The following is a 25,562-nucleotide window of genomic DNA, read 5'->3' as shown; positions in this document are numbered from 1 at the left end:
AATGTAATGGGATTGGTTCGAGCAACAATTGCCATGTGCATGTGGAGCATCAAAGCGTGCCGCAGGCGCCCGGGCCGCCGGCGAACGCCAGCCCGCAGCTGCCTTGTTCCGCGTACAAGTCCGCGACTTCTTCGCGGTGCGATGCCGGGATGACGAAGCGGTCTTCGTATTTGGCGATCGCGAGCAGGTGGTACATCTCTTCGATATCTTCACAGCTTAGGCCGAGCGATTCGACGAGGTGGATGTTCGGCTGTTTGTTCGTTTGTTTTGCCCGCATATACGAACGCATGGCCGCCATCTTTTTCAACGTTGTGCGGATGTGCGCCGTATCGCCCGCCGTCAGCAAATTCGCCAAATACTCGATCGGAATGCGCATGTTGTCAATCGCCGGGAAGATGTCATCAGCGCTGGCGTTGCTTCCTTTTCCTTCGATCGCATTCATGATCGGGCTTAACGGCGGAATGTACCACACCATCGGCAATGTCCGGTATTCCGGGTGCAGCGGCAAGGCGATTTTCCAATCGACGATCATTTTGTAAATCGGCGAGCGTTGCGCAGCGGAGATCCATTCGTCCGGGATGCCGGCTTTTTTCGCTTCGGCGATGACGGCCGGATCATTCGGATCAAGGAACATATCAAGCTGGGCGTGGTACAGCTGTTTCTCATCGGCGACGCTCGCCGCTTCTTTCACTTGATCGGCGTCATACAGCATGACCCCGATGTAGCGGATGCGGCCGACGCACGTTTCCGCGCAAATCGTCGGCATGCCGGCTTCGATGCGCGGAAAGCAGAGCGTGCATTTTTCTGCTTTGTTCGTTTGCCAGTTGAAATACACTTTTTTGTACGGGCAGCTTGTGACGCAATACCGCCAAGCGCGGCAGGCGTTTTGGTCGACGAGGACGATGCCGTCCTCGTCGCGTTTGTACATCGCCCCCGACGGGCAGCTCGACACGCACGGCGGGTTGATGCAATGTTCGCAAATGCGTGGCAAGTACATCATAAAGACGTTCTCAAATTCCGTTTGGATCGATTGCTCCATTTTGATGACGTTCGGGTCGCGCAAGCCCGTGACGTGGGCGCCGGCTAGGTCGTCTTCCCAGTTCGGCCCCCATGACAGTTCTATCCATTCGCCGGTAATGCTTGATTTCGGCCGGGCGACCGGCTGGTATTGTTTTGGCGGGCTGTTCGTCAACGTTTCATAGTCGTAATTCCACGGTTCATAATAATCGTCAATCGTCGGCTGGTACGGGTTGTAGAACAAATGGACGAGCCGCATGGCCTTCGAGCCGGATTGGAGCCGCAATTCACCGTTTTTCAATCCCCAGCCGCCTTTGTATTTGTCTTGGTCTTCCCACTGTTTCGGATAGCCGATCCCCGGCTTCGTTTCGACGTTGTTGAAGTACATGTATTCGGCGCCGGGGCGGTTTGTCCATGTGTTTTTGCACGTGACGCTGCATGTATGGCAGCCGATGCATTTGTCCAAATTCATCACCATGCCGATGTGCGCTTTAATCTTCAAGCCAATCCACCTCCTCGAGTTTGCGGATGACGACGTACAAGTCGCGTTGGTTGCCCGTCGGTCCGTAATAGTTGAATCCGTAGCTTAATTGTGCATATCCGCCGATCATATGCGTCGGCTTTACATGGATGCGCGTCGGACTGTTGTGCGTGCCGCCGCGGTTGTTCGTCAGCTTCGTGCCCGGCACGTTTATATGGCGATCTTGCGCGTGGTGCATAAACGCCATGCCGCGCGGCAGCCGGTGGGAGACGACGGCGCGGGCGACGACGACGCCGTTTTCGTTGAAACATTCGATCCAGTCGTTGTCGTTGATGCCGGCTTCCGCCGCGTCATCTTTGTTCATCCAGACGGTCGGCCCGCCGCGAAAAAGCGTCAACATCGGCAAGGAATCGAAGTACATGCTGTGGATCGACCATTTGTTATGCGGCGTCAAGTAGTTCAACACGACTTCTTTTCCTTTTTCTGTGAGCCGTTTGTTCGAGAACGGGCGGTGCAGCAAGACCGGTTTGAACGTCGCCATCGTTTCGCCGAACTCGTGCATCAGTTCATGGTCGAGGTAAAACGACTGCCGGCCGGTCAATGTCCGCCACGGAATGAGCCGTTCCACGTTTGTTGTAAACGGCGAGTAGCGTCGTCCGCCTTTTTCCGAGCCGCTGAACGCCGGTGAGGTGATGACCGTTTTCGGCTGGGCAGTGATTTGTTCAAACGTGAAACATTCTTCCTCACGCTCTTTCGCCAAGTCGGCAAGCTCCAAATGCGTCTTTTTCTCGAGCGCTTTCCACGCCTTGACGGCCATTTTTCCGTTTGTGGTCGATGACAGCGTCAAAATCGCTTCGGCCGCTTTTTTTGCTTCGCTGATGTCCGGGCAACCATCGGCGACCGAGGCGCGCCGGACGGTGCCGAGCCGGCGCTTCAGCTGCTCGTATTCGTCTTTCGCCGACCAGGCGATCCCTTTTGCACCGATCGGCTGGCGGGCGACGTTCGGGCCGAGGGCGGTCATTTGATCGTAAATGAGCGTATAGTCGCGCTCGATGACATGAATGTTCGGCATTGTTTTGCCCGGGATTGGTTCAGTTTCGCCTTTGCTCCAATCTTTCACCTCGCCAAACGGCTGCGCCAGCTCTTGCGCCGTATCGTGCAGCAGCGGGGTGGCGACGACTTCTTTCATCGGCTTTAAGCTGGATTGTTTTGCCACATCGGATACGGCTTTGGCGAGCGATTTGAAAATGTCCCAGTCCGACCGCGCTTCCCAAAGCGGAGGCACGGCTGGATTGAACGGGTGGATGAATGGATGCATATCGGTGCTGCTTAAATCGTGTTTTTCATACCAAGTGGCCGCCGGCAGAACGACATCGGAGTAGAGCGCTGTTCCGGCCATGCGGAAGTCCAAATTGACAAGCAAGTCAAGCTTGCCTTCCGGCGCTTCGTCGCGCCAGCGGATTTCTTCCGGGCGCAGGCTGTCCCGGTCGTCGTTTAGCAAGCCGTTCTTCGTGCCAAGCAAATGTTTTAAGAAATATTCGTGCCCTTTGCCGGAGCTCGAGATCAAGTTGGCGCGCCAGACGATCAAGTTGCGCGGGAAGTTCGCCTCGTTGTCCGGGTCTTCAATGGCGAACTGCAGCTTTTTCTCTTTCAGTTGTTTCGCGACATAGGCGCCGATTTCTTCCGGCGTGCGTGCTCCGTTGCGAACCGCTTCGTTATACAGCTCGATGCCATTTTTGTTAAACGTCGGGTACGATGGCAGCCAGCCGAGCCGGACGGCTAAGACGTTGTAATCGCCAGGATGTGAATAGCGCGCTCGTTTCGCGAGCGGCGAGACGAGCTCATCGACCGGCCGCTTTTCGTAGCGCCATTGGTCGGTCGCAAAGTAAAAGAATGACGTGCCGTTTTGCAGTTTCGCCGGTCCGACCCAGTCGCGCGCCATGGCGATGGTCTGCCATCCTTCCGCTGGGCGCAGTTTTTCTTGCCCGACGTAATGAGCCCAGCCGCCGCCATTTACCCCTTGAGCGCCGACGAACAAGACAAGGTTTAAGACGGCGCGGTAAATCGTATCGGAGTTGAACCAATGGTTGATCCCGGCGCCGACGATGATCATGGACCGGCCGTTTGTGTCGATGGCGTTGTTGGCAAACTCGCGGGCGATTTTGACGACGAGATCGCGGTTGACGCCGGTGATCGCCTCTTGCCATGCTGGCGTGAACGGCACCTCGTCGTCGTACGAGCGGGCGACCGTGCCGCCGATGCCGCGGTCAATGCCGTAGTTGGCCAAAGTCAAGTCGTAGACAGTCGTGACATACACGTCACCTGTTTCGGTGCGCACTTTTTTCACCGGCACGGCGCGTTCGATCGTTTTTCCACCGTCATCAGTGAAATACGGCAGCTGAATGGGAATGACCTCATCCTCCCTCCCTAAAAACGACAGGCGCGGTTCAATCGGCTGCTCCGTTTCCTCGTCAACGAGGCGCAAGTTCCATTTTCCTTTGTCTTCCCAGCGGGCACCGATCGTCCCATTCGGTACGGCAAACGAGTCGGTGTTCTCGTCGTAGACGACCGGCTTCCATTCGGCATTTTCCGTTTGTTTGCCGAGGTCTTTCGCCAAGAGGAAGCGTCCGGCCGTCCAGGCGCCGCCGTCTTGCTTCAGTGTGACGACAAACGGAAAATCGGTGTACGTTTTCGCATATTGTTCAAAATACGGGACGGTCTGTTTGATATAATATTCGTTTAAAATGACGTGGCCCATGGACATCGCCAAGGCGCCGTCCGTTCCTTGCTTCACCGGCAGCCAGTCGTCGGCGAATTTTGTCGACTCGGCGTAATCTGGGCTGACGGAGACGACTTTCGCACCGCGGTAGCGCACTTCCGCTAAAAAATGGGCGTCCGGCGTCCGGGTGAGCGGGACGTTCGAGCCCCACGTGATGATGTAGCCGGCGTTGTACCAGTCGCTTGACTCCGGAACGTCCGTTTGGTCGCCCCAAATTTGCGGCGACGCCGGCGGCAAGTCGGCGTACCAGTCATAAAAGCTTAACATTGGTCCGCCCATCAACTGCATAAACCGCGATCCGGCGGCATGGCTGACCATTGACATCGCCGGGATCGGCGAGAAGCCGACGTTGCGGTCCGGCCCGTATTTGACGACCGTATACAATAAGGAAGCGGCAACAAGTGTCAATGCTTCGTCCCAGCTGACGCGCACGAACCCGCCTTTTCCGCGCGCTTGTTTGTAGCGCTTCGCTTTGTCGGGGTTTTCGACGATGCTTTTCCACGCTTCAAGAGGGTTGTTCGGATGAGTCGCGAGCGCCTCGCGCCACATGTCGATCAACACGCCGCGCACGTATGGATATTTGACGCGCAGCGGGCTGTACATATACCATGAGAAGCTTGCGCCGCGCGGGCAGCCGCGCGGTTCAAAGTCCGGCATATCCGGCCCAGTCGACGGGTAATCGAGTTGCTGTCCTTCCCACGTGACGATGCCGTTTTTCACGTAAATGTTCCAGCTGCACGATCCCGTGCAGTTGACGCCGTGGGTCGAGCGGACGACTTTGTCGTGCTGCCAGCGGCGGCGGTACGCGTCTTCCCAGGTGCGGTCGCCGTAGGTCGTTTCGCTATGACCGTCGGCTTGGCGCTCGATCGGCCGAATATATTTGAAACGGTTTGCAAGCGGGGATCGTTTTTGTTTCATTTCGTTCAACTCCTTTACGCGTTCTGTACTTTTAACGATAGCCATGATGCCAATAACACGATGTTAACTTTGTCACACTTGGCAGCATTGTCACAAATTCGTCAAACGAACGAACAAATATTCTTTTGTATGGTATAATGGGGAAAACGATAAAAGTTTGAGGGGATTTCGTTGCGATACTCCAGCCATGTCATTGCCACATTATGCCTCGGCGCGGCGGCGTCCGCGCATACGGGGTTGCCGTTTACCGCCTCCTATACGACAGGGCTTGTCATCGGCAGCCTTCTTCCGGACATTGATGAGCCGTCATCATACGTTGGTCGCCGTTCGTTCGGCGTCGCCCGCAAAGTGAAAGAAGCGTTCGGCCATCGCGGCATGACGCATTCGCTCATCGTCTGGGGAGTGCTTGCCGCGCTTGTTTGGCGCGACTCGGCGTCGCCGTTTGCCACGGGGCTTGTGCTTGGCTGCTTGTTTCATATTGTGGAAGACTTTTTTTCCGTCCAAGGAGTGCCGCTGCTTTGGCCGTTTTCGTCCAAACGGTGGAAAGTGCCGCTCTATCGGACGGGGAAAGGGATGGAAACAGTGCTTGTGTACGCCGCGTTGGCCGGTTTGATTTACCTCGGTGTTAACGGATTATTTTGCGAGTGGTGGCGGTCGCTGCCGTTTGGTTGGTGATGCCCGCCGATTTCGGCGCGGTGGCTCTTGAAAGGAAAAAGGGAAAAATGGGGACGGCGGCGAATACATATAAGAGATAGGGACAAAATCGACAAGGGGAGAGGAAGATGAGCGAACAATATCCGGTGCTCCCTGGTGCGGAGCCATTTTATGCCAAAAATGGGCCGGTCGGGGTGCTGCTCGTGCACGGGTTCACCGGCACACCCCACAGCATGCGCCCGCTCGCTGAGGCCTATGCAAAAGCCGGCTACACAGTCTGCCTGCCGCGCTTAAAAGGGCACGGAACGCATTATGAAGATATGGAGCGGACGACGTTTGACGACTGGATCGCCTCGGTCGAGGAAGGATATGAATGGTTGAAGGAACGGTGCGGGGCGATTTTTGTCACCGGGCTGTCGATGGGCGGGACGCTCACACTGCATCTTGCGGAACATCATCCAGACATCCGCGGCATCGTGCTGGTCAATGCCGCCATCGATATTCCGGCCATCCGCGCTGGTCTGGCGGCCGGGGGCGAGCTGCCGAGATATCTCGATTCGATCGGTTCGGACTTGAAAAATCCGGATGTGAAAGAGCTGGCATACGAGAAAACGCCGACCGCATCGCTTCTTGAGCTGGCTAGGCTGATGGAGCAGACAAAAGCGAATCTCGATCGCATCGTCTGCCCGGCATTGATTTTTGTTTCCGACGAAGACCACGTTGTGCCGCCCGAGAATGCCCAATTGATTTCGGACGGCATTCGTTCAGCCGAAAAAGAGATCATCCGGCTCTCGAACAGCTACCATGTGGCCACGCTCGACTACGACCAGCCAGTCATTATCGAGCGATCGCTCCAGTTTTTTGCCAAACATGCCGAATAGATGAATTCGTTGGCGCCCCATCCTGCCGAAAAATCAGGGTGGGTTGTTTCTGTTTTCACTTTATTTTTCTGAAAACATGTATGGCTGTTTTATGCTGATTATTCTAAACTATTAACATCAAGAAAAACCATTGTTTCGATAAAGGAGCTCCTTTGATGAAGATCGAAAATGTCTCGTCACTTGTTCAAGAAAAGCGAATCATTGAAGCGCTAAAGGAAGTCCGACCACTTCTTGAAACGATGGGAATGTTCGAATGGCGCCGGGTGCTTTCCCGTTGGGAGACGCTGGAGCCGTTTCGCGCACTTGTCCGATTGTTTGATTATGCCTTGATGTATCGTCATAGCGGGCTTGTCGCGCGGTACGCCCACCGGAAGTTCAACACGCTCCAGACGCTCGCTTGGGTGTGCGACGAGTGGCTCGAGAACCGCCGGCCGCTTGATGTGGAAGAAGCGCTTGTCCCGCGCCTTACAGAAGCGCTCGAAGGCCGGATGGAAGAGCCGAGGGAATCGATCGTCCGGGCGGCGTTTGCGTTGGTGCGCGCTTTATTGGATATGCAGCGGATTGATGAGGCGCGGGAATGGATGGATGTGGTTGCCCGCTATGAGACGGTGCCGATGCATGACAAGTGGGGCTGCTTTTATATCGAGACCGGCGACCGGCAGCGTGCTGAACACGAGCTTCGCGCCGGGTTGGATGATCGGGAGCGCGGCGACATGTGTTATTTGCTGCTTTCGGATTTGTACGCTCTTGACGGCCGCCACCATGAGGCGCTTGCCGTTCTGGAGGAAGGAAAGCGGCGCTTTCCGCAAGTGCTGGCGTTTTACGCTGAGCGCGTGCGCCGCCTGCGCGATGTGCGCGCCTACCGCGAGGCGATCGCGGCGATGGATGAACTGGACCGCCTGAATCCGCTTCATATGCATCGCCGTTATTTCGCCCATTTGCGCGCCGAACTGTATTACCAGCTTGGCGAATGGGAGAAGCTTGAATCGCTTGTGAAAGCGGAGCCGCAGCTTGAAAAAACGCCGTACGCCCGTGCGCTTGGGCGGAAAAGGAAACGGTCGGTGGTGCTGCCGCTTGTACCAGTCGTGCAAAAGCATAACTATTGCGTGCCGGCAAGTTTGGAAATGATGCTTCGATTGCTTGGCTCCCCCCGCACGCAGGATGAAGTGGCCCAACATATTTTTGATGTCCGTGGATCGAAATTGTCAACGACGGTTCGATATTTGGAGGGTCTTGGATTTACTTGCCGTTTTTTTATTGGCTCGCCGTTGCGCTGGAAACGGTTGATTGACGAAGGCGTTCCGGTGCTGCTAAGCGTCGATTATGAACAATCATCACACGTGCAAGTGCTGTTTGGCTATGACGAGCAGCTTGGGGCGTTGTACGTGCAAGACCCGAATCTCTTTGATTCGTTTGTCGTTTCCGAGGACGAGCTTGCCAAATGGTATGCAGGGACGCATTATTTGTCGATTGTTGCGCTTCCCCGGGAAAAAGCGGCGCTCGCCGCCGAGCTCCCCGAAGAGGAAGACCGCTATTTCCGAGAATTGCATGGGTTGGCCGAACAGATGGATGAGGACGAACAGGCGCATTTTGACTCGTTTGTCGCCTTTTTGCGCAAGCATGAGCACATCCCGTACACATGGCTGTATGTCATGAAGCATTTTAGCAGCGATGAGGCGAAGCCTCTTGTGTTGAATTACACCGGACGCGTCTTGAGCGAGTATCCCGAACATAACGATTTGCTGCTGATGGCGGCGAAAGCGTACGTCTACACGCAAGAAATGGAGCATGCCGAAGACGTGCTCAAACGGGTGAAAGGAAAGGCGCAAAGCCCGCTCTACCATTATTTGCGCGGCCGCATTGCCTTTTTTGCCAGCCGCTACGAAGAGGCGGCCCGCTATTTCCGCGCCTCGCTCCAGTTGGACCCAGACCAGCCGGAAGTGTGGAGCTATTTCGGACTCGCCTCGGCGTACGCCGGTCATATCGAAAAAGGGCTCATCTCTTCGCGCGTGGCGGTCAGCTTGTATCCGGGCGATTTGTTTATCGAAACGAACCACGGTGTGCTTTTGTTCCACGCGAAGCGGTTCGCCGAAGCGCGCGAATGGTTTGATCGTCTTGTGCGCCGCGAACGGCGGGATGCCCAGCTTTGGTATGAGCGGGCCCGTTGCGATCGGGAGCTCGGCCGCCGGCGCAAAGCGGAACGCGGCTTTTGCGTCGCGAAAGCGCTCGATCCACAGGAACCGTACCCGTATTTGATGCTTGCCGATTTGTATCATGACGACGGCGACTGGGAAAAGGCGAAGGCGGCGTTGGAAGAGGGGCTGGCTGCCGCTTGGCGCGCGGCGCCGCTTTACGTCCGCCTTGGAGATCTATATATGGATGAAGGAGAGGTGGAACAAGCGGTTTCGTGCTACGAAGAAGCGATCCGTCATGACCGTGATGATGTGTTTGCCCATCTAGGCTTGGCGGCTGCCTTGGCGGAGCGCGGGGATGTGGAAGCGGCGCGCCGGTATGTAATCAAGCAGCGCACCCGTTTTGCCAACAACAGCGAATACTGGCTCAATGCGGCAAGATGGCTTGTCGCCCACGGTTTCGCGGATGAGGAGGAAGGACGCGAGACAGCGCTGTCGTGGTTGGAGGAAGGGTTGCGCCTTGCCGAGTTTGATGCCGAAGAAGCGTACGAGTTTTACATCGATCAGCTGACAACGCCAGCTCTTCTCGAGCGCGGCCGGGCGTTTTTAGAGCAGCTTGTTTCGGCTCGCCCGAAACTCGCTTCGGCCCATTCCGCTCTCGGCGTCCTTTATGAGCGGCAAGGACGGCCGTCCAAGGCCATGGCGCTTTACCGAGAAGCCGCCGCCATGAGCCATTCGCTTTCACTCTTCCGGCTGGCGGAGCTGTGCGCCTCGATGGGACGCTACGAAGAGGCGAAACAACATTATGAGGCGTGTCTCAAAGCCGATCCGTCGTTTGCCCTCTGTCATGTTCGCTTGGCTGCGCTATATGAGGCAGAAGGAAACGAAGAGCGGCAGCACGCGCATTTGCTTGAGGCGGTCCGCCTTGCCCCGATGCGTGTCGATATGGAGCAGCTTGCCGCGATCGCGGAGCCTTCAGCGTTTCTTCGGGCTTTGGCAGATGTCCGTCCGCATGCAGGGGAGGCGTGGTATTACGACAGCCTTGGATATGTTTATGGAGCGCTCGGACGCCGCGATCAAGAAAAGGCGGCGGTTGAGAAGGCGCTTGCCCTTGCGCCGGACCATCATGAAGTGCTCCGCCATTGGGCGATGGTGCTCATGGGGGAAGGACGCCAAAAAGAGGCGGCCAACCTGCTGGAACAGTTGATGGTGCGCCATCCCGACGATGAATTGTTGTATCCCTTGTACGTCGCCCTTTTTCCAAAAACGATGCGCGGCTTAGGAAAGCTTCGTCACCGGTTGGAGCGGCTAAGGGCAAGCCGCGAGGAGAAAAGCGTTATTTATCGGAACGCGGCCGCTGCTCTCCTTCCGTATTTGGGAGAGGAACAGAACGAAAGCGACGGGCCGGTGCGATGGTGGACAAAAGCGAAGGAATGGGTTGGAAGGTTTTCCTTGTTTTCTATCGTCATTGATTTGTATGAGGAGGCGATCCGTCTCGACCGCGGCAATGCGGAAGCCTATGGGCAGCTCGCCCGCTTATATGTCGCACTGGAATTGGACAGCGACGCCGTGAGAACGTGGCGCAAAGCGCTCGCCCGCGTTTGGGATCCTTCTTTGGCGCAGGAATTTGTGGAATATTTATTGACCGACGATGAGGAAAGAAAACGCGAGGAAGCAAAGCGCTGGCTGGAGCGGCTGCTGGCGGAGCGTCCGGATGATGTCGAACTGCGCGTGTTGCAGGCGGTCGTTTGGCTTCAAGAAGGGCAGCACGAGAAAGCCGAGCGGCAGCTGGAGGCGATCGTTGCCGAAGAGCCGCTTGCGCGCAGAGCGCTCATGTTGCTTGGCGAACAGTATATGGAAACAGGCCGCTATCAGGAGGCGGCGGCGCTTTGGGAGCGCTACGCCGATTGGTATCCTGAGGATGAAGAGCTGAATATGCAGCTTGCGGCTGCTTATGAAGCGGCAGGGCACATTGAGCGGGCGGTGGCTGCCATTGAACGGTGCGCCCATATGGCCAAAGATGCTCGACTTCGCTACGAACGAGCCCGCTACCTCGCGCTGCTTGGGCGCTTCGATGAGGCGAAACAAGAGCTTGAGGCGGCGTTAGCGGCCGATGAAAGCGGAGAGCTCGCCCTGTTGGCGGCTGACGAGCCGGCGTTTCATCGCTTGGAGCGGATGTGATCAATTGTTGCTTTTCTTTTGATGGAAAGTTTGCTATCGTATGAGAAGAGAAGATGGACGGGGGGGCAAAAGGAGGTGGACGGGACGCATGGAAGCGCCTGTTGATTTGCTTGTGTATATGTCGCTTGTCGGCGCGTTATGGATCATCATGAAAGGACATATGAGCGCGCGCCGGATGGCGGGCTCGCTGTTTTATGAACCGGCGTTGGCCTCGGTTCGCGAGCGGGAGGCGGCAGGAGGCGCCGAACGAGCAGCGCTTCCATGGCGCCCGCTGTTTTTGCCGCAGCGGCGGAAAATTCCCGTTCGGGAACAGACAAGCCGAACGGATGAGGATGGAAGGCCCTTTCCTTTATGATGAAACGGCTTGATTTTGCAACGTGATAGAAGGAGGGCTTTTCATGAAAAAATGGGTATTGGTGTTGCTTGGTGCAGTCTTGCTTCTTTCCGGCTGCAACCGCAACGAACCGATCGACGAACATAGCCAAGGCATTTGGAACCATTATTTTGTCTACCCGATGTCGAAGCTCCTTTTGACGCTTGGGCACTGGTTTGGCGACAACTACGGCATCGCCATTATCGTGCTGACGCTCATCGTCCGGTTTTGCTTGCTGCCGCTCATTTTGAAGCAGTTCCGCGCATCACTCGCCATGCAAAAGCTGCGCCCGGAGCTTATGAAGCTGCAAGAAAAATATAAAAGCAAAGACCCGGAAACGCAGCGCAAGCTCCAGCAAGAAATGATGCAGCTGTATCAAAAACACGGCGTCAACCCGGCGAGCGGCTGCCTGCCGGTGCTCATTCAAATGCCGATTTTTATGGCGCTCTATTATGCGATTTCGCGGACGCAGGAAATTAAAACGCATTCATTCTTATGGGTCGAGCTCGGCCACCGCGATCCGTATTTCATTTTGCCCGTTTTGGCGGCGTTGACGACGTTCATTTCGCTCCGCCTGTCGCCGTCGATGACAGAGGAGCAACTGCCGCAAATGGCGATGATGTCGTACATCATGCCGGTGATGATTTTTATCGGCGCCAGCTCCGTCCCATCGGCGCTGTCGCTTTACTGGGTTGTTGGCGGCTGCTTCTCGATCATCCAGTCGCTCATTTTGCGCAGCCAGCTGAAAGCGGCGAAAGCGGCAGAAAATAGCTAAAACCACATCGACAATCCCCTGTCCGCTTCCAGCCGACAGGGGATTCGTTGTTTCATCTGATGTTAACGTTGCTATGGTATAATGATAGAAAAGGCCAAAAAGATGTGGGCGAGATGGAAAAACAGCAACCCGACCATGTAGGGAAAAAGGGAGTGAATGGGAATGAACAAGGCGCTTATTAACATCGACTACACCGTCGATTTCATCGCCGATCATGGCGCGCTCACATGCGGGAAGCCGGGTCAGGCGATTGAAGACGAATTGGTGCGTGTGACGAAACAGTTTATTGACAACGGTGATTTTGTTGTTTTTGCCATTGACAAACATGCGGTGGGAGATCCCTATCATCCGGAAGCAAATCTGTTTCCCCCGCATAACATTGAAGGGACAGAGGGACGAAAGCTGTACGGGGAGCTCGAGGCGGTGTATCAGGCGAACAAGCATAAAGACAATGTGTATTGGATGGACAAAACGCGCTACAGCGCGTTCGCCGGGACTGATTTGGAGCTGAAATTGCGCGAGAGAGGCATCACGGAAGTGCATTTGGTCGGCTGCTGCACCGATATTTGCGTCCTTCATACGGCGGTCGATGCGTACAACAAAGGATTTCGCATTGTCGTCCACCGGCGGGCGGTGGCGAGCTTCGACGCGGTCGGGCACGAATGGGCGCTCCGCCATTTTCGCCATACGCTAGGCGCAGAAATAGTGGAATAATGGAGAAAACGTGATAGAATAGACGATGAACATTCTTTTCGATTCGGCGGCGCAGTCATTCGTATGTTGGAGGTTGCAAATTCATGAAAACATATGCCGATGACAGTTTGATGCTTCATACGGACTTATATCAAATCAACATGGTCGAGACGTATTGGGAAGATCGTATGCATGAGCGCCGCGCCGTGTTTGAGGTGTTTTTCCGCAAGCTGCCGTTTGGCAACGGCTATGCGGTGTTTGCTGGGTTGGAGCGCGTCATTCAGTTTTTGCAGCAGTTTCGATTCTCTGACAGCGACATCGACTATTTGCGCCAAGAACTTGGCTACTGCGACGACTTTTTAGACTATTTGCGGACGCTTCGCTTCACCGGCACAGTCCGTTCGATGCGCGAAGGGGAAGTGGTGTTTGCCAACGAACCGATTATGCGCATCGAGGCGCCGCTTGCCGAGGCGCAGCTCATCGAAACGGCTATTTTAAACATCATCAATTTTCAGACGCTCATCGCCACGAAAGCGTCGCGCATTAAGCATATTCTCGGGGACGAACCGGCTTTGGAGTTCGGCAGCCGGAGGGCGCAGGAGATGGATGCGGCGCTTTGGGGGGCGCGCGCAGCGTATATCGGCGGGATTGAGGCGACATCAAATGTGCGCGCCGGGAAACTGTTTGGCATTCCGGTCGCCGGGACGCACGCCCATTCGATGATTCAAGCGTATCAGGATGAATATGTCGCGTTCTTGAAATATGCACGCCGCCATAAAGACTGCGTATTTCTTGTCGATACGTACGATACATTGAAATCGGGAGTGCCAAACGCCATTCGCGTCGCGAAGGAGCTGGGCGACCAAATCAACTTTATCGGCATCCGCATCGACAGCGGCGACCTCGCCTATTTGTCAAAAGAAGCGCGGAAAATGCTCGATGAAGCTGGATTTCCGAACGCGAAAATTTTCGCCTCGAACGATCTGGACGAAGATACGATTTTAAACTTGAAATCGCAAGGGGCAAAAATTGATGTGTGGGGAATCGGCACGAAATTGATCACCGCATATGATCAGCCGGCGTTAGGCGCCGTTTATAAAATGGTGGCGATTGAAAATGAAAACGGCGAGATGATCGACACGATCAAAATCAGCGGCAATCCGGAAAAAGTGACGACCCCGGGGCTGAAGCGGGTGTATCGCATCGTCAATAAAATCAATCAAAAAGCGGAAGGCGACTACATCGCTTTGGAAAGCGAAAACCCGCAGCAAGAAGAACGATTGAAAATGTTCCATCCGGTGTACACGTTCATCAGCAAATTCGTCACCAATTTTGAAGCGCGTGATTTGCATGTGACGATTTTCGATAACGGACGGCTTGTGTATACGCCGCCGCCGCTTCGGGACATTCAAGCGTATGCGAAAGAAAGTTTGCGCCTGTTTTGGGAGGAGTACAAACGGACGCTCAATCCCGAGCAATATCCTGTCGATTTGAGCCAAGCGTGTTGGGACAATAAGATGGAAAACATCCGCAAGGTGAAAGAAAAAATTGCAGGCGCATCCGGAAGTGAATAACCGTCTTGGCTGCAGGTCAAGCGCTTCTATGGAATCACTTTGCGCGCGGTCGATCGCCTCAACCGATCCGGCGCGTTGCAGTGCAAAGCGATATTCTTCTTTCCGCCGTAAAAACAAGGGTGTCCCGAACGGCGCGGGACACCTCTTTCATGTAGACGGCTGACGGTTTTGGCTTGACAGCTGCCGATCGAGTTCGTCAACGAGTTCGGCGAAATGGCCCAAGACGCGCTCGATCGGTTCGGGGCTTGTCATATCCACTCCGGCTCGCTTGAGCAGACGGATCGGGTCATCGGATGCGCCGGAGCGCAAAAATTGTTTGTACCGCTTCACCGCCTCGCTGCTTGTATCGGTTTGGATGTCGTTCACAATGGTGTACGATGCCGCGAGTGAAGTGGCATATTTGTATACATAAAAGGCGTCATAAAAATGCGGGATGCGCAGCCAGCCGCGCGCGGCGCCGGGGTCGGCGGCGTACGCCGGGCCGTAATACGTTTTGAGCAGGCCAAGCCAAAGATGGTTCAGTTCGTCCGCTGTCAGACTGCCGCCTTGGCGCACTTTGTCATGAATCATCCGTTCAAATTCGGAATACATCACTTGCGTGTACAACGTGCCGCGGATTTGCTCGATTTGTTCGATGAGCAAGCGGAGTTTTTCATCCTTTGTTTTCGCCTGCTTATACAGGTAATCGAGCATCAGCCATTCGTTCGCGGTCGAGGCGACTTCGGCGGTGAAAATCGAATGGCCGGAATAATGGTACGGCTGCGCGCGGTTCGTGTATACGGAATGCATGGCGTGCCCAAGCTCGTGGGCCATCGTCAATACGCTGTCGATCGAACCGTTGTAATTGAGCAAGATGAACGGATGGGTGTCATACGCTCCCGTGTTGTAGCCGCCAGTATATTTTTTCGGGCGCGGGTAGACATCAATCCACCGCTTTTCGAACGCTTGGCGCACGTGCTTCACATAGTCGGGGCCAAGCGGTTTGAGCCCTTCTAAAATTAACGTTTTCGCCGTTTCGACCGGAATCGATTTCGTCGTTTCGCCGACGAGCGGCACGTACAAGTCATAGCTATGAACGCGGTCAATTCCGAGCGCGCGACGCCGCAGTTCGACATAGCGGTGAAGCGCCGGCAAGTGGCGGCGGGTGGCGGCGATCAAGTGATCAAACACTTCCTTCGGTACGTCATCGGCGGCCAGCGCGGCGGCAAGGCCGGATGGATAGCGGCGCACATTCGCATACAATTCATCCGCTTTGACCGAGGCATACAGCGTCGCGGCTGCGGTTTGTTCCATGGCTTCATAACTTTTGGCTTTCGCCTCAAACGCCGCCTTTCGATAGCGGCGGTCCGGGTGCTCGAGCATGGCGGCGTATTGGTCATCGGTCAATGTCACCGTTTTTCCGTTTGGCATCTTGACAGACGGCGGCTCGTAATCGCCGCGGGCGGCGTGGTCATAAATGTTCTCCGCTTCGCCGAGCGCCGGTGATAGTTTCGCGAGCAGCTGTTCTTCGCGTTTCGTGAGCGTATGCGGCTTTTGCTCGCGCAACTCATGGAAGTAATAACGGTACGCTTTCAGCGGTTTGCTTTTTTGGAGCTTTTTGAGCGTCCGCTCTGGGAGGGCGAGCAGTTCTGGCTCGATAAACGCTGTTTTCGCCGCATATTGGGCGGCGAGTGTTTCTACTTTCGCCCCGAGACGGGCTGCCGTTTCATCTTCAATGTTGAGATCGCGTTTTAAATGGGCGTAAAGCGATAGTTTTTCCAGCTTGCGGGCCGTTTGTTCGTTTAAGGCGAACAGTTTGGCGATCGTCTTCGCATCGTCGAGCTTCCCTTCAAACGCCGCCAGTTTCGGCAAGGCATTTTGCACGGCCTTGTAGTCGCGCATCCATTCGTGTTCGGATGGGTAAATGTCAGCCACATTCCATTCGTATGCGGTTTCGGCGGCTGATGTCGGCCATGGGGAGGCCAAAAGAAGCACGGCGGCGAGCCCAAGGAGCCAGCGCTTCATATCATCACGTCCTTTCCGTTTTTTCCTCTTGTTGGTAGTATGCGCAAGCGGAACGATTTTAGCCAAAAAAGAAAGGGAGACGATCAATGGAACGAATCCGTTTAGCGGACGATTTGACTTTTTCCCGTCTCATTCACGGCTGTTGGCGGCTTGCGGATTGGGGCTATTCGCGGGAGCAGTTGCTGTCGCTCATTGAATTTTGTCTTGAGCGCGGCATTACGACGTTTGACCATGCTGATATTTACGGCGACTACACGTGTGAATCGCGCTTTGGCGAAGCGTTGGCGTTAAAGCCAAGCTTACGCGGTCAGATCGAGATCGTGACGAAATGTGGGATCAAGCTGTCGTCAAAATACGGGATGAAATTATATGATACAAGCAAAACACATATCATTGCCTCGGTCGAGCAGTCGTTGCGGAATTTCCGCACGGATTATATCGATGTCTTGCTCATTCATCGTCCGGATCCATTCATGAACCCGGAAGAGGTGGCCGAGGCGTTTCTCCAACTCAAGCAGGATGGAAAAGTGCGCTATTTTGGCGTTTCCAACTTTAAACGTTCGCACTGGGACATGTTGCAATCGTATTTGCCCTTTCCGCTTGTCACCAACCAAATCGAAGTATCGGCGTACCGGCTTGAAAACTTTGAAGACGGCACGCTTGACCTTTGCCTCGAGAAGCGGGTGCCGCCGATGGTGTGGTCGCCGCTCGCCGGTGGAGCGATTTTTTCCGCTGACGATGACCGGGCGGTGCGGCTGCGCGGGACGCTTGAACAAGTGCAGCGGAAACTTGGCGCTGAGACGATCGACGAAGTATTGTACGCGTGGCTCCTCGTTCATCCGGCGCGGATGATGCCGATTGTCGGCTCGGGAAAACGAGAGCGCATTGAGCGGGCGGTGCGGGCGTTGTCGCTTCCGCTTTCCCGGGAGCAATGGTTCGCCATTTTGCAAAGCTCCATGGGGCATGATGTGCCGTAAGGGGAGAGGACGATGAAAGTCATTATCGCGGAAAAGCCGGACCAAGGGGCGACGCTCGCCTCGATTTTTCGGACGAAAAAACGGCAAGGTTATATCGAAATTTTGCCGAATGACTTGTTTCCCAACGGGGCGTATATGACATGGGCGATCGGGCATTTGTTCCAGCTCGCAGCTCCTGAGCGGTACCGGCCCGAGTGGAAACGGTGGACGCTCAAAACGTTGCCGATCATCCCGAAACGGTTCGAGTATGAGATCGAAAAAGCGAAGGCGAAACAGTTTCAAGTGGTCAAGGAACTGTTGCGAAAGCCGGAAGTGACGGAAATCATCCATGCGGGCGACGCGGGGCGCGAAGGGGAGCTCATTGTGCGCAACATTATCCGCATGAGCGGCGTCAACAAGCCGATCAAGCGGCTTTGGCTCTCATCGTTGACCCCGAAGGCCATTGAGGAAGGGTTTCGCCGTTTGCTTGATGAGCAGACGACGCGTCCGCTCTATGAGGAAGCGTACGCCCGCGCCTGTGCGGATTGGCTCGTCGGCATGAACGCCTCGCGCGTGTACAGCCTCTTGCTGAAGGAGCGCGGAATGAACGACATCTTTTCCGTCGGGCGCGTGCAGACGCCGACATTGGCCTTAATCGTCCGGCGCGAGCGGGAAATTGAGCAGTTTTGCTCCGAGCCGTTTTGGGAAGTCGTCGCTTCGTTTGCCATCGGCGACAAGCGCTATGAAGGAAAATGGACGGATGAAGACGGACAGACACGCCTTAAAGATGAGGCGATGGCGAAAAAGATCGCCGCCTTTTGTGAAGGCAAACGCGCGGAAGTCGCTGACGTCCGCACGGAGCGGAAAACGTATCAGCCGCCGCTGTTGTTCAACTTATCGACGTTGCAGGCGACCGCCAACAAGCTGTACCGCTTCTCGCCGAAAAAGACGCTTGACGTGCTGCAATCGCTCTACCAAAAAGGGATCGTTTCGTACCCGCGCTCCGATTCGATGCACGTGACAAAGGGAGAAGCGGAAACGTTTCCGGCTATTTTGCAAAAGCTGTCGTCGTTTCCAGCGTACACTTCTTATTTTCCGTTGCCGCAGCGGTCGATTTTACAGAATAAACGTTATGTAAACGAGAAAAAAGTCACTGACCACTACGCGATCATTCCGACCGAGCAAGTGGTGGATCCAGAGAAGCTGTCCGCTGACGAACGGAAAGTGTACGATTTAGTCGTTCGCCGCTTGATTGCCGCCCACCACCAGGCGGCGGTCATCGATTATACGACCGTCACGACGCTCGTTGACGGTCGGGCTCGCTTCGTTTCGAAAGGAAGACAAGTCGTCGAGGAAGGATGGCGCGCGGTCATCCGCCCGCATGAAGAGGAGAAAGATGCTGTGCTGCCTCCCCTTGAGCGAGGCGAGGCAGGGGAAGCGGCCGCTGTCAAGGTGAAAGAAGGGAAGACCGAGCCGCCGAAACGGTATACGGAAGGCGAACTCATCACCTTGATGAAAACGGCGGGAAAATTTTTGGATGACGAGGAACTGGAAAAAGTGCTCGCCAAAACGGAAGGGCTCGGCACGGAAGCAACAAGGGCGGCGATCATTACCATGCTGAAAGAGCGGAAGTATATTGAAGTGAAAAAGAACCTCGTGTACGCGACCGACAAGGCGAAAGTGTTGATCGAGGCGCTCGGCGGCACGATCCTCGCCTCGCCGGAAATGACGGCGAAATGGGAGCAGCGCTTAAGCGAAATCGGAGAAGGGAGCGCCTCGCCCGCCGCCTTTATGGAACAGGTGAAAAAGTTGGCGCAAAAAGTCGTCGCTGACGCCATCGCCGCCGCGCCAAATTGGAATTTCAGAGGGGTTGACACCGCCTCGATCCAGCGGACAAGGAAGAAAAAAACAATGGGTGAGAAGCTTGGGCCGTGCCCGCTTTGCGGCGGGACCGTCATCGACAAAGGAACGTTGTACGGCTGCGACCAGTACGCGAAAACAAAATGCTCGTTTACGATCTCCAAACACATTCTCGGCAAAACGATTTCGGCGGCGAATGTGAAAAAGCTGCTGGCGCAAGGGAAAACAAATGTCATAAAAGGGTTTAAAAAAGGCGGGAAAACGTTTGACGCCATACTAGTTTGGGATGAAAACGAGAAGAAATTGTCGTTTCAGTTTCCGAAGCGGTGATGAAGGCAACAGAAGAAGTAGGGAAGGAGAGTTTGGCGAAAAGGCGGACCGATGGCGGCCCGCCTTTTGTGCTTTACTCCGTTCGCGGCTCTTGAATCCGCTCCATCAACCGCTCCGGCTCGCTCGGCGTGGCAAAGCCGAACTGCCTGTATAGCCCGTGCGCGTCTTTCGTCGCGAGCATCACCTTGCGGACAGCGGCGACATCAGGATGGGCGAGCACGCATGATAACAGCCATTTCCCGAGATCTTGCCCACGGTATGCTTCATCGATGAACACGTCGCAGAGATAGGCGAACGTCGCCCGGTCGGTGATGACGCGCGCTATGCCAATTTGCCTGTCGCCGTAAAAAAGGGAAAAGCAGAGCGAATGGTTAAGCGATTTGACGATCGTTTCGCGGCTGCGCCCATGCGCCCAATACGAACGGGCGAGAAAGCCGCATACGCGGTCAAGCTGCACGCGGCGGCGGTCCGTCGTTACGGTAAACGATCCGTTTTGGTAGTCGATGGTCGTCTACATGATCTTGTCTCCTTTTTCTCAAATGATACACCGAATCGGGTCAAATGGGAACGATTTTCGTTTTTATTAAACATTATGTAAAAAATAAGCTCCCCCTGGCTCTCTGAAGGCCGGTCAATGGCGGAGCAGACGACGGCAGGCGGCGATGCGGCCAGGGCGGTCTGGATAATCGGTGAACAGGCCGTCAACGCCGAGGGTGCATAGGCGAGCGAGATCGTGTGGTTCATTGACGGTATAGACGTGAACAATGAGTCCGTGGCCATGGGCGGCGCGCACCCACTCTTCGGTGACGGCCGAAAGCGGCAAGCCGATGCCATCGGCATAGATGGCGATGTGTTGGAGCAGCTCGTCGCGGCCGCTGTGCGCTTCCTTTTTGCCGACCAATTGAATGAGCCGAATGCCGTGCGGGATGAGCGGTCGGAGCGCTTGCAAGCTTTCCGGGTGGAATGATTGAAACATGACGCGGCGCTGTTGCAGGAAACCGTGTTTTTTCAATAGATGGACGACCGCCTCTTCGATGCCGGGCTGTTTTGTTTCGATGTACAACGGGGCTTCCACACGCTCCGCTTTCAGCATCTGAATCACCTCCTCAAGCGTCGGGATGCGCTCGCCGGCAAAGCGCGGGTCAAACCACGATCCGGCATCGAGCCGCCTCAGTTCAGCGAACGAAAAATCATTTACCCGCCACGGAGCACGGCGCGGGTAGACCGTTTCGGCATTTGTCGTCCGGGCGAGCGTGGCGTCATGCATGGCGATGAGCTTTCGGTCTTTTGTCATCTGCACGTCGACTTCTATATAGTCCGCCTGCATGCAGGCGGCAAGGCGGTAGGATGAGAGCGTATGCTCCGGCGCGTATCCAGACGCGCCGCGGTGGGCGATGATGTCGGTTTTCGGCTGGCTGGATGGCTGGCGGGTAGCCGAGGACGCTAAGACGAGCGGTAGCGATAACAGAAACCATGCGCAAAAACATAAGCGAAAAACAGTAATTCGGCGCATATGCATCTCTCCCTTTCCCAATTCAACGATACCATAATTAGGGAAAATAACCATGAAGGAAAAACGAAACAACGAGGTGATATGGTGATGAAGAAAGGGTTCTTGTGTCGATAGTTTCGCGCATACAGCAAAAGGATATTCAGTTTGATGCATAAAGCACGCCGTTATGCCGCATACTGTAAATGACAACAAAGTGATGGGCTATAGCCAAGCGGTAAGGCAACGGACTTTGACTCCGTGATGCGCTGGTTCGAATCCAGCTAGCCCAGCTGAATCGCCGGACGGGGCTCGTTCGTCCCGGCGGCCAAAACGGCTTCCGCCATGTTGTGCGGGGCCGTTTTTTCGTTCGCCGGAAAGCGGGGACGAGAAAATCTTTTTATCGTTTTCAGCGGTCCCGCAAGGACACGCATCCGATTCCCGAGCAGAAGCAGCGCCGCAAAAAATGTGGAGTCGGCAGGATTTTGACGAAAGGAGGCGAATGAAAAAAACGAAAGGGGAGAGGATCATGAAAACAGCTGATTTATGCGATCAATTTTTAGATGAGTTGCAAGTCTGCGAGCTGCCGTTCCAATCGTACGGCGGAAAACGGATGTTTTCCGGACCGATCGCGACGGTCGATGTGTTTGAAGACAACGTCCTTGTCCGTGAAGCGCTCGAGACGGTGCCGCCGGGGACGGTGCTCGTAGTCGATGGAAAAGGCTCGCGCCGCGTCGCTCTGTTAGGCGACCGGTTGGCGCAAATCGCCTGCGACCGGGGGCTTGCCGGCGTCATTATCCACGGCTGCATCCGCGATTCAGCGGAAATCGGCCGCATGCCGCTTGGTGTCATGGCGATCGGCACGTGCCCGGTGAAAAGCAAAAAAGAGGGAAAAGGCGTCCGCGATGTTGTGCTCGAGTTTGGCGGCGTCCGCTGGGAGCCGGGCGCATACGTGTACGCCGATGCGGACGGCGTTGTCGTCGCCCGCGAAGATTTGTCGGCAAAAAACGGTTGACGGCCGCCATCAAGTTGTACTACGATGAAAACGGATGCTTGTTCCATGACAAGATCAATAGGCGAGAAACAAACAAGGTGCCTAAGCCTGCTTAAGGGCTTGGGTGAAAAGGGAAGCCCGGTGAAAATCCGGCACGGTGCCCGCCACTGTGATGGGGAGCTTTGCGGCAGCAAGTCACTGAAGGATGCTTCGGGAAGACGCCGCCAAGCGATGATCCTAAGTCAGGAGACCTGCCTTGTTTGGATCGGACGGATGCCTACGGGATTATAGGCAGACGTGCGGGAGAATGACGGCTTCATGAGGCCAGGCCTGTTCGGGCCGTTTGCGGCTTTTCGTATGCATTTTTCTGCACCTCTGCTGTAGAGGTGCTTTTTCTTTTGCCGAAAAACCGTCCGTCTGCCGCCTTTCATTCTATCATTCTAACATAAGGGGGGATTCGATGGCGACGTGGGATTTACAAGGAATGAGGCGTCATGTATTCATTTGCAACGGAGGGACGTGCCTTCGCCATGGCGGGGATGACGTGACAGCCGCGGTCCGTGAGGAGATCGCCCGCCTCGGGCTTGACGACGCCGTTCATACAACAAGGACGCGCTGCAACGGTCGCTGCCAAGATGCATGCGTGATGATCGTCTATCCGGATGGCGTTTGGTACCGGCTGATGAGTCCCGAGCGGGCGAAGGAGGTTGTGCGCGCCCATTTGCAAAACGGCGAGCCGCTTCGCGCGTGGGCGGCGTATGAATACCGTGAAGACGGGTTGACCCGCCTTGGTGGGACGGAGTCGGTTATTGGCGTTCGAAAGAGGAGGACGCAATGATGGAATGGGCCAGTTATGTAATGTTAGCGATATTTCTTGGCATGCGTCATGGGATGGACAGCGATCATGTCGCGGCCATTGCGGATATGGTCGGAAGCGAGTCGCGGCGAAGACAGCAGTTGGCGCTCGGAATCATGTACGCTATTGGACACGGAGCGATCGTGTTTGTCATGGGGGTGGCGGCGCTCGTGGTCGGCGCCCGGCTTCCCGAGTCGTCAGCCGCCGCCATTGAGCTCTTAGTTGGCGGTACGCTTGTGCTTCTTGGTGGGATGATGCTTTTTTCTCTTTTTCGGCGTGGTGAGGTGAAAAGCCGGTTTCAGCTCCTTTATGAGTTCGGCCATACGGTTACTCGATGGCTGCGGGGAAGGCGGGAAATGGACAGTTTCCGTTCTTTTTCGCATGTTGGTTGGGTTGGCGCCTTGATCATCGGCATCATTCATGGCATTGGCGTCGAAAGCCCGACCCAGCTAGCCATTATCACCCATGCGGCCGGAAAAGTGCATGTGAGCGCGGCTGTCCTTCAGCTTGTACTGTTTGTGGTCGGCTTGCTCATTGCGACGATTGCCACAGCGGCTGGATTATCGTGGGGATTTTGGAAAGCAAAGCAGCGGGAACGGCTGTTTTATGTCCTTGGTGCGGTCACAGGTATTTACAGCATATGGTTAGGGATGTCGATGATAATCGAGATATGGAGAAGGGGGCTGTAAAGTGGTCGGCAAATTGCTCATTGTCGGCTTTGGCCCGGGAAGCGTCGACCATATGACAAAGCGGGCCCGTGAAGCGATTGAAGAAAGCGACGTCATCATCGGTTACAAAACATACATTGAACTCGTGCGCGACCTCATTGCCGGAAAGGAGATCATCAGCACCGGCATGACCGAAGAAGTGAGCCGCGCCCAAGCGGCGGTCAAATGGGCCGAGCGCGGCAAAACGGTCGCCGTCATTTCGAGCGGCGACGCCGGGTTGTACGGCATGGCCGGACTCGTGTACGAAGTGTTGATTGAAAAAGGGTGGACGAAAGACAGCTCGATTGAAATCGAAGTCATCCCCGGCATTTCCGCGATCCATTCGTGCGCCGCTCTGCTTGGCGCGCCGATTATGCACGATGCGTGCACGATCAGCTTAAGCGACCATTTGACGCCTTGGGAGCTGATTGAAAAGCGGTTGGAAGCCGCTGCGGCCGCTGATTTTGTCATCGCTTTGTACAACCCGAAAAGCGGGCGGCGCACCCGGCAAATTATCGAAGCGCAGCGCATCCTGCTCCGCCATCGGTCTCCGGAAACCCCGGTCGGTCTGGTGAAAAGCGCGTACCGTGAACGCCAGCACATCGTGCTCACTGATTTGGCGCATATGCTTGACCATGAGATCGGCATGTTGACGACGGTCATTATCGGCAACTCAACGACATTCGTCCATGACGGCGTGATGATCACGCCGCGCGGCTACCAGCGCAAGTATCAACTAGCAGCCGCCGTCCAGCCGCTCAAACCGCATGAACGGCTGCGCAAAGAAGCGGAGCCGTGGGCGCTTGACCAGACGAAACCGCTGAAAGATGAGGACGAAGGAAGCACGGGGGCACCGGGGGCATCAGGGCCGTCCGAAGCGGCTGTCTTCGCTGGCGGCAACCAGAAGGATCGTGCTTTCACCGCCTTGGCCACCGCGGTTCGACCGTCGTCTGTTGCCACGGTCACTAAGGAGGCCGAGCCAACGCCGCCGGCTGCCGTTTTGCCGACGCTTGCCGCGCCGCTGGCAAAAACAGCGGAACGGCAGCCGACCGCCGCGCCAAAACGGGTGAAAGAAACAGCCGAAGACGCGCTCGCCGCTTTAGAGAGACGGAAAACAAGAAAGACGGCGGCCGTGTTGTTGGAAGCGGCGGTGAGCCCGGGCGTGGCCAATAAACAGTTCACTCCGGAACAGCTCCTTGTGCTCGCGGAAATCGTCGGGCCCGATGGGAAAATGACGTACACGCCAGACCATTATATGAAAATCGAACGGATGACGGAGGATCCAGACGGGCTTGTGGCTCGTCTCGTTGCCGCAGGGCTGACGGTCATGCCGGTCGGTGATGTGCTGACGGTGAAGGCATGTGATTTTTGCGATGGAGAGAAAAAAGACGCCATTCCATACGCGGAGGAATTGGCTCGCCGATTTGGCGGCATGGCGCTGCCGAAAGAGTTGAAGCTTGGCATCAACGGCTGCGGGATGGCGTGCTACGGCGCGGTGCGCGAAGACATCGGGCTTGTGTATCGGAAAGGGAAATTTGATTTGTTTTTGGGCGGGAAAACGGTCGGCCGCAACGCCCATCCCGGCCAGCTTGTCGCTGAAGGCATTCCGCCGGAAGAGATTGTGGCGGTTATGGCAGAAATCATCGAACAGTATCAAGAACAAGCACATCCAAATGAACGGTTTCATAAGTTTTTCCGCCGCGTGAAGCAAGTCGGACGTTTTTCACACGAAGAGGCAAAACCGGCCGCGTCCATCGAAACGCCGGCTTGCGGTGAGTGACGAAAGCATGCGTTATATGTGCAGCTTGAACGTCTGCAGATGTCGTTGGGGTCGAAGCGGCGCATCTTTTTCCGACAGTCGATCGAATAACCGGCTGGCTCCATAAAAAAGCATAGATGGGCTCCTCG

Annotated in this window: 18 protein-coding genes, 1 tRNA gene and 1 riboswitch; of the genes, 14 read left to right on the top strand and 5 right to left on the bottom strand. The window is 55.6% G+C overall.

Annotated features, from left to right (window positions below):
* Positions 1-49: 49 nt before the first annotated feature.
* Both narH and BJQ97_RS09000 read right to left on the bottom strand, forming a co-directional pair.
* On the bottom strand, positions 50-1,519 hold the full coding sequence (narH, locus tag BJQ97_RS09005; protein WP_160156314.1) for a nitrate reductase subunit beta: 1,470 nt from the start codon (positions 1,517-1,519) through the stop codon (positions 50-52).
* Complete coding sequence (locus BJQ97_RS09000; protein WP_160156313.1) at positions 1,509-5,195, bottom strand: nitrate reductase subunit alpha; 3,687 nt, start codon at positions 5,193-5,195, stop codon at positions 1,509-1,511. Before BJQ97_RS09000 ends, narH begins: the two co-directional genes overlap by 11 nt.
* A gap of 171 nt (positions 5,196-5,366) precedes the next feature.
* On the opposite strand from BJQ97_RS09000, the gene BJQ97_RS08995 reads away from it, so the two are divergent.
* The 7 genes from BJQ97_RS08995 (at position 5,367) to BJQ97_RS08965 (ending at position 14,458) form a co-directional block, all read left to right on the top strand.
* Entirely contained in the window at positions 5,367-5,870 is a 504-nt protein-coding gene (locus tag BJQ97_RS08995) for a metal-dependent hydrolase (protein ID WP_160156312.1), read from the top strand.
* A gap of 107 nt (positions 5,871-5,977) precedes the next feature.
* Positions 5,978-6,730 (top strand): alpha/beta hydrolase, encoded by a 753-nt coding sequence (locus BJQ97_RS08990; RefSeq protein WP_160156311.1) that lies wholly within the window; start codon positions 5,978-5,980, stop codon positions 6,728-6,730.
* A 155-nt stretch (positions 6,731-6,885) separates the two neighbouring features.
* Positions 6,886-11,043 (top strand): bacteriocin-processing peptidase family protein, encoded by a 4,158-nt coding sequence (locus BJQ97_RS08985; RefSeq protein WP_201451674.1) that lies wholly within the window; start codon positions 6,886-6,888, stop codon positions 11,041-11,043.
* An 88-nt stretch (positions 11,044-11,131) separates the two neighbouring features.
* Entirely contained in the window at positions 11,132-11,398 is a 267-nt protein-coding gene (locus tag BJQ97_RS08980) for a hypothetical protein (RefSeq protein ID WP_160156309.1), read from the top strand.
* 43 nt (positions 11,399-11,441) lie between these two features.
* Positions 11,442-12,191 (top strand): membrane protein insertase YidC, encoded by a 750-nt coding sequence (gene yidC, locus BJQ97_RS08975; RefSeq protein ID WP_160156308.1) that lies wholly within the window; start codon positions 11,442-11,444, stop codon positions 12,189-12,191.
* 162 nt (positions 12,192-12,353) lie between these two features.
* The gene (locus BJQ97_RS08970) at positions 12,354-12,905 is read left to right on the top strand and encodes a cysteine hydrolase family protein (RefSeq protein WP_160156307.1); all 552 of its coding nucleotides are present in this window, start codon (positions 12,354-12,356) and stop codon (positions 12,903-12,905) included.
* Positions 12,906-12,988: 83 nt separating this feature from the next.
* Positions 12,989-14,458 carry a nicotinate phosphoribosyltransferase gene (locus BJQ97_RS08965; protein ID WP_160156306.1) on the top strand — a complete coding sequence of 490 codons (1,470 nt, stop codon included), beginning with the start codon at positions 12,989-12,991 and terminating at the stop codon, positions 14,456-14,458.
* A gap of 147 nt (positions 14,459-14,605) precedes the next feature.
* On the opposite strand, the gene pepF is transcribed toward BJQ97_RS08965, so the two are convergent.
* On the bottom strand, positions 14,606-16,462 hold the full coding sequence (pepF, locus tag BJQ97_RS08960; RefSeq protein WP_160156305.1) for an oligoendopeptidase F: 1,857 nt from the start codon (positions 16,460-16,462) through the stop codon (positions 14,606-14,608).
* Between the two features lie 86 nt (positions 16,463-16,548).
* Between pepF and BJQ97_RS08955 the strand changes: the two genes are divergently transcribed.
* Positions 16,549-17,439 (top strand): aldo/keto reductase, encoded by an 891-nt coding sequence (locus BJQ97_RS08955; protein WP_160156304.1) that lies wholly within the window; start codon positions 16,549-16,551, stop codon positions 17,437-17,439.
* A 12-nt stretch (positions 17,440-17,451) separates the two neighbouring features.
* On the top strand, positions 17,452-19,608 hold the full coding sequence (locus tag BJQ97_RS08950; RefSeq protein ID WP_160156303.1) for a DNA topoisomerase III: 2,157 nt from the start codon (positions 17,452-17,454) through the stop codon (positions 19,606-19,608).
* Between the two features lie 73 nt (positions 19,609-19,681).
* Here the strand turns inward: BJQ97_RS08950 and BJQ97_RS08945 are convergent, their stop codons facing one another.
* The gene (locus BJQ97_RS08945) at positions 19,682-20,065 is read right to left on the bottom strand and encodes a GNAT family N-acetyltransferase (protein ID WP_236567190.1); all 384 of its coding nucleotides are present in this window, start codon (positions 20,063-20,065) and stop codon (positions 19,682-19,684) included.
* A gap of 174 nt (positions 20,066-20,239) precedes the next feature.
* On the bottom strand, positions 20,240-21,121 hold the full coding sequence (locus BJQ97_RS08940) for a glycerophosphodiester phosphodiesterase family protein (protein WP_201451673.1): 882 nt from the start codon (positions 21,119-21,121) through the stop codon (positions 20,240-20,242).
* Positions 21,122-21,318: 197 nt separating this feature from the next.
* On the opposite strand from BJQ97_RS08940, the gene BJQ97_RS08935 reads away from it, so the two are divergent.
* The 5 genes from BJQ97_RS08935 to cobJ all read left to right on the top strand — a co-directional run bounded on the left by BJQ97_RS08935 (position 21,319) and on the right by cobJ (position 25,434).
* Positions 21,319-21,390, top strand: a tRNA-Gln gene (locus BJQ97_RS08935).
* 236 nt (positions 21,391-21,626) lie between these two features.
* On the top strand, positions 21,627-22,112 hold the full coding sequence (rraA, locus tag BJQ97_RS08930) for a ribonuclease E activity regulator RraA (protein ID WP_160156301.1): 486 nt from the start codon (positions 21,627-21,629) through the stop codon (positions 22,110-22,112).
* A gap of 58 nt (positions 22,113-22,170) precedes the next feature.
* Positions 22,171-22,364: riboswitch (cobalamin riboswitch) on the top strand.
* A 187-nt stretch (positions 22,365-22,551) separates the two neighbouring features.
* Positions 22,552-22,929, top strand: a complete 378-nt coding sequence (locus tag BJQ97_RS08925) for a (2Fe-2S) ferredoxin domain-containing protein (RefSeq protein ID WP_160156300.1) — start codon at positions 22,552-22,554, stop codon at positions 22,927-22,929.
* A complete protein-coding gene (locus tag BJQ97_RS08920; RefSeq protein ID WP_160156299.1) occupies positions 22,926-23,636 on the top strand; it encodes a HoxN/HupN/NixA family nickel/cobalt transporter in 711 nt (236 codons plus the stop codon). The genes BJQ97_RS08925 and BJQ97_RS08920 overlap by 4 nt, the downstream gene beginning before the upstream one ends.
* A 1-nt stretch (position 23,637) precedes the next feature.
* Positions 23,638-25,434: a precorrin-3B C(17)-methyltransferase gene (cobJ, locus tag BJQ97_RS08915; RefSeq protein WP_160156298.1), complete on the top strand. Its 1,797-nt coding sequence runs from the start codon at positions 23,638-23,640 to the stop codon at positions 25,432-25,434.
* Positions 25,435-25,562: the final 128 nt, after the last annotated feature.

The sequence above is a fragment of the Geobacillus sp. TFV-3 genome, assembly GCF_009901865.1.
In the GTDB taxonomy this organism is placed as follows: domain Bacteria; phylum Bacillota; class Bacilli; order Bacillales; family Anoxybacillaceae; genus Geobacillus; species Geobacillus thermoleovorans_A.
Note: the sequence above shows the minus strand (reverse complement) of the source record. Positions and strands in the feature narration are given on the sequence as shown.

Coding starts and splice junctions, on each gene's coding strand:
- BJQ97_RS09000 (WP_160156313.1), bottom strand. CDS start 5,195: ATGAAACAAAAACGATCCCCGCTTGCAAACCGTTTCAAATATATTCGG.
- BJQ97_RS08990 (WP_160156311.1), top strand. CDS start 5,978: ATGAGCGAACAATATCCGGTGCTCCCTGGTGCGGAGCCATTTTATGCC.
- BJQ97_RS08985 (WP_201451674.1), top strand. CDS start 6,886: ATGAAGATCGAAAATGTCTCGTCACTTGTTCAAGAAAAGCGAATCATT.
- BJQ97_RS08980 (WP_160156309.1), top strand. CDS start 11,132: ATGGAAGCGCCTGTTGATTTGCTTGTGTATATGTCGCTTGTCGGCGCG.
- yidC (WP_160156308.1), top strand. CDS start 11,442: ATGAAAAAATGGGTATTGGTGTTGCTTGGTGCAGTCTTGCTTCTTTCC.
- BJQ97_RS08970 (WP_160156307.1), top strand. CDS start 12,354: ATGAACAAGGCGCTTATTAACATCGACTACACCGTCGATTTCATCGCC.
- BJQ97_RS08965 (WP_160156306.1), top strand. CDS start 12,989: ATGAAAACATATGCCGATGACAGTTTGATGCTTCATACGGACTTATAT.
- pepF (WP_160156305.1), bottom strand. CDS start 16,462: ATGAAGCGCTGGCTCCTTGGGCTCGCCGCCGTGCTTCTTTTGGCCTCC.
- BJQ97_RS08955 (WP_160156304.1), top strand. CDS start 16,549: ATGGAACGAATCCGTTTAGCGGACGATTTGACTTTTTCCCGTCTCATT.
- BJQ97_RS08950 (WP_160156303.1), top strand. CDS start 17,452: ATGAAAGTCATTATCGCGGAAAAGCCGGACCAAGGGGCGACGCTCGCC.
- BJQ97_RS08940 (WP_201451673.1), bottom strand. CDS start 21,121: ATGCGCCGAATTACTGTTTTTCGCTTATGTTTTTGCGCATGGTTTCTG.
- rraA (WP_160156301.1), top strand. CDS start 21,627: ATGAAAACAGCTGATTTATGCGATCAATTTTTAGATGAGTTGCAAGTC.
- BJQ97_RS08925 (WP_160156300.1), top strand. CDS start 22,552: ATGGCGACGTGGGATTTACAAGGAATGAGGCGTCATGTATTCATTTGC.
- BJQ97_RS08920 (WP_160156299.1), top strand. CDS start 22,926: ATGATGGAATGGGCCAGTTATGTAATGTTAGCGATATTTCTTGGCATG.